The organism is Arthrobacter sp. efr-133-R2A-120, from assembly GCF_030209835.1.
Lineage (GTDB): Bacteria > Actinomycetota > Actinomycetes > Actinomycetales > Micrococcaceae > Arthrobacter.
Window position 1 is genome coordinate 1 of record NZ_JARVRF010000055.1, and the last position, 4,127, is coordinate 4,127.

Consider the following 4,127-nt stretch of genomic DNA (forward strand, 5'->3'; position numbering starts at 1 on the left):
CAAGTCCCAACTGGCTCGCAATAGTTGTCGTTTTGAGGCCTCATAACGACAACAACTGCGAGTTAGTTGGGCGCACATTCACCAACGAAGCAACAAACGAAGGACGGGACCATGCCAGTCGTACTGGAACACCTGGGTAAACGCTTCGGCGACGGCGCCCCGGTGCTGGACGACGTCAACGCCACCATCCAGCAAGGCGAGTTCGTCGCCCTGCTCGGTGCGTCCGGCTGCGGCAAATCCACGCTGCTGAACATCCTCGCGGGGCTGGACCAGCCGACGTCGGGCGCCCTGGAGGTGCCCAGCGACGGCGCCGCCTTCATGTTCCAGGATTCGGCGCTGTTCCCGTGGCTCACTGCCCGCGGCAACATCGAACTCGCGCTGAAGCTCGCGGACAAGTCCGGCAGCCAGAGCAAAGCGTCCCGTGCTGCCCGCGCGGGCGAGTTGTTGGACCTCGTCCACTTGGGTGGCGCGGGGGACAAGCGCCCGCACGAGCTCTCCGGCGGCATGCGGCAACGCGTTGCCCTGGCCCGCGCCTTGGCCCAGGACCGGCAGCTGTTGCTCATGGACGAACCGTTCGCTGCCCTCGACGCCATCACCCGCGACCTTCTGCACGACGAGCTCGAGCGGATCTGGAAGGAAACCGGCCGCACCATCGTGTTCGTGACGCACAACGTGCGCGAAGCAGTCAGGCTCGGCCAGCGGGTCCTGCTGCTGTCCTCCCGTCCGGGACGGGTCGTGGCCGAGTGGGATGTCACCGAGGAACACCGGACCGACGCCGGCCGTGCCGGGGAACTGACTGGAACCATTACCCGCCGCCTGCGCGAGGAGATCCGCCGCCATGCCAATTGAACAAGAGACCCGGCTTGCAGGGGAAAGCACCGAAGGGGAGACTGCCGAGCAAGCTCCACAGTCCCGCCACATCACCTCGCCGTCACTGAAGGGAAACCCGGACGAGCTCCGGGACCTCGAAGCCGGCCTGGATAAGTTGCAGTCGGATGCCCACCGCAAGGCGCGCATCGACTGGGCCCGGGTCATCCTCCCGATTGCGGCACTCCTGGTCCTCATCCTCGCGTGGCAGTTCTATGTCTCCCTCGGTTTCAAGCGCCGCGACCAGGTTCCCGGACCGCTTGACGTCCTGAGCCAGTTCGGTGCCCTCTGGGCCGAAGGCAAAGCCCAGGAAGCCATCTGGACCTCACTTCAGCGAGGAGTGATCGGCTTCCTCATCAGCGTCGCCGTGGCCACACCGGTGGGCCTGCTCCTCGCTCAGGTGCAGCCGCTGCGCCGTGCCTTCGGACCGCTCATTTCCGGGCTCCAGGTGCTGCCGTCGGTGGCCTGGGTTCCGGCTGCGATCATCTGGTTCGGGCTCTCGGACGGCACCGTGTACTTCGTCGTCCTGATGGGTGCCATCCCGTCCATCATCAACGGCCTGATCTCCGGCGTGGACCAGATCCCGCCGCAATACCGGAGCGTCGGCAAGGTCCTCGGGGCCTCGCGACTACAGATGGCCCTGCAGATCGTCCTGCCGGCGGCCCTCCCCGGGTACCTCGGCGGACTCAAGCAGGGCTGGGCTTTCTCCTGGCGTTCGCTCATGGCCGCCGAAATCATCGCGGTGGGCGGCACCATCGGCTTCGGACTCGGCTCGCTCCTGGACCAGGGCCGCACCTTGTCCGACATGGCCACTGTCATGTCCGCGATCCTCGCGATCCTGTTCGTCGGCATCCTGATCGAGCTCCTGGTCTTCGCCCCGATTGAGCGCCGCCTCCTACTGCGCCGCGGCCTGCTGGCGGGGAGCACGCGCTAAACGCACCTAAACGTAACGCAAGGGCCCGACGGCGACCGCCGTCGGGCCCTTCTCCTTTCGTCAGATCACAGCCGGGCAGGCGCTACCGGGCGGCGTCGATGGCGGGACGTTCAGCCACCACCGGGAACGGGCCCGTGTAGCCGGAGCGCTCCAGCGCAGCGCGGTAAATGCCTTTGCGCGCCGCGAACCAGCCGCCCACCAAAGCAGGAACAAGCACCACCAGGGATGCAAGTACCCAGCGCCCGGTGTCTGAGAAGCCCATGGTGACCAAGACGAAGAGCAGGAATGCGAGCGTCAGGTACGAGGTGAAGGGTGCGCCGAAGAGCCTGAAGGTCGGCCGTTCGAGCTTTCCTTCCTTCGCCCATTTCTGCAGTTTCATCTGGCAAAGAACAATGGTGGCCCAACCGCCGATGATGCCAAGGGCGGACACTTCCAGCACGATTTCGAAAGCTTCGGACGGGAACGCCGCGTTAAGTCCGACTCCGAGCAGGGTGATGACCGCGGTGAGAAGGATCCCGCCATACGGAACGCCATGGCTGCTCATTTTGGCCGTGAAGCCCGGGGCAGAGCCGTTGACGGCCATTGAACGCAAGATGCGACCCGTCGAGTAGAGGCCCGCGTTGAGGCTCGATAGCGCGGCGGTAAGGACCACGAAGTTCATGATCGAAGCGGACGTCGCGCCGGCATCCGGAGATCCAATGTGTGAGAAGAACGTCACGAAGGGCGATTCTCCGGCCTTGTAGGCGGTGAAAGGCAGGAGGAGCGAAAGCAAGAGCACCGATCCCACGTAGAAGATGCCGATGCGGAAGACCACCGTGTTTACGGCCTTGGGCATGACCTCCTTGGGCTTCTCCGTCTCGCCCGCGGCCGTACCCACGAGTTCGATCGCGGCATAGGCGAACACCACGCCGCTCACGGCCAGCAAGGGGGCAACGGCGCCCATGGGGAACATCCCGCCGCTATCCGCCATGACGCTGAAGCCCGTGGGGCCGATGTCCGTGTGGCCTCCGAACACGAGGAAGCACACGCCGATGATGAGGAACAGGACCAGCGCCGAAACTTTGATCAGCGCGAACCAGAATTCCATTTCGCCGAAAAGCTTGACGGACACGAGGTTCAGCGACAGGACCACGACGAGCGCCACAAGGGCGATCGCCCATTGCGGCACGGATTGCAGCGGCGTCCAGTAGGGCGCCCAGAACTTGACGTAAAGCGCGACGGCGGTGACATCCACCACCGAGGTCATGGCCCAGTTGAGGAAATACAACCAGCCCGCGGCGAAGGCCATCTTTTCGCCGTAGAACTCGCGGGCATAGGAAATGAAGGATCCCGACGATGGCCGGTGAAGGACGAGCTCACCGAGCGCACGGAGAATGAGGAAGGCGAAAAAGCCACAGACCGCATAAACGAGGATCAGCGCCGGACCTGATCCATGGAGGCGGCCACCGGCTCCCATGAACAGTCCGGTTCCGATTGCGCCCCCGATGGCGATCATCTGGATTTGCCGCGGCTTGAGGGTTTTGTGGTACCCCGCGTCTTCGTTGGAAAAATCCTGGGTCGCAAGTGCAAGGTCGCCCGTGCGTTCCCGTTCGTTTTCAAAGTCTTCGGCTGGATAGTGATCCGGCCGAGGTATTCCGTTGGACATTATGGTCCCCCCGATTGATGGCTAATGCCGGGTCCGTTTGTTTGAAATGGTGCTTGGTGCCCGGCGCCCAACCCACGCTAGGTGCGGTGAGTTTCCCCGTTATTTCACGGCGGTTAAGTTACAAACGGCCAGATGCAGCGCTGTCCCCGCCTGCCGCAAAGCCTGTCGGGCAGCCGGGTGTCTGGCTGTCCGACAGGCTTTTCAAGGCCCGGAAATCACTGAGTTTGCGCGGATTATTGCCGCGCAATTCCTGCGAGGAATGCTTTGAATCGCGCTAAACCCCAGCTTCACTGCCCTTTTCAGGCTCCGTTAAGTTGCTTTCTGGACTATGAATGATGTTTCACGACACGAAATGTATCCGCAATAAACAACCGCTTGACTCGGTAGCACCTATTGAGAGGGTGAGGGGAATGTCAGACCTGTTTGAAGATTACGGCCCTGCGGTCGAGCGCACCGGCGCGTACGACGAGATGTTCGCACCGGGCATGTTGGCTCGCGGCTCGTACAGTCACATCGCCGAGTCGCTGGGCCAGTTGACCCTTGCCGATGTAAGTGCGCGTGCGGAGTCGATGGCGCGGACGTTCCTGGACCGGGGTGTGACCTTCGATTATGCGGGGGAGGAGAGACCCTTTCCGTTGGATATCGTGCCGCGGGTGATTCCGGCTGATGAGTGGGATGTGC

Annotated in this window: 3 protein-coding genes and 1 pseudogene; 3 read left to right on the plus strand and 1 reads right to left on the minus strand. The window is 63.2% G+C overall.

What is annotated here, in order from left to right:
- Window positions 1-111: 111 nt before the first annotated feature.
- Both QRN52_RS20385 and QRN52_RS20390 read left to right on the plus strand, forming a co-directional pair.
- The gene (locus tag QRN52_RS20385; protein ID WP_284755378.1) at window positions 112-849 is read left to right on the plus strand and encodes an ABC transporter ATP-binding protein; all 738 of its coding nucleotides are present in this window, start codon (window positions 112-114) and stop codon (window positions 847-849) included.
- The gene (locus tag QRN52_RS20390) at window positions 839-1,801 is read left to right on the plus strand and encodes an ABC transporter permease (RefSeq protein ID WP_284755379.1); all 963 of its coding nucleotides are present in this window, start codon (window positions 839-841) and stop codon (window positions 1,799-1,801) included. Before QRN52_RS20385 ends, QRN52_RS20390 begins: the two co-directional genes overlap by 11 nt.
- 82 nt (window positions 1,802-1,883) lie before the next feature.
- Here the strand turns inward: QRN52_RS20390 and QRN52_RS20395 are convergent, their stop codons facing one another.
- Window positions 1,884-3,446: an amino acid permease gene (locus QRN52_RS20395; protein ID WP_284755380.1), complete on the minus strand. Its 1,563-nt coding sequence runs from the start codon at window positions 3,444-3,446 to the stop codon at window positions 1,884-1,886.
- 410 nt (window positions 3,447-3,856) lie between these two features.
- Between QRN52_RS20395 and QRN52_RS20400 the strand changes: the two are divergent.
- Window positions 3,857-4,127: pseudogene (locus QRN52_RS20400) on the plus strand (circularly permuted type 2 ATP-grasp protein); the annotation flags it as partial.

Bases quoted from the DNA above. Each gene is read 5' to 3' on its own strand.
- QRN52_RS20390 (WP_284755379.1), top strand. From the start codon at position 839: ATGCCAATTGAACAAGAGACCCGGCTTGCAGGGGAAAGCACCGAAGGG.
- QRN52_RS20395 (WP_284755380.1), bottom strand. From the start codon at position 3,446: ATGTCCAACGGAATACCTCGGCCGGATCACTATCCAGCCGAAGACTTT.
- QRN52_RS20385 (WP_284755378.1), top strand. From the start codon at position 112: ATGCCAGTCGTACTGGAACACCTGGGTAAACGCTTCGGCGACGGCGCC.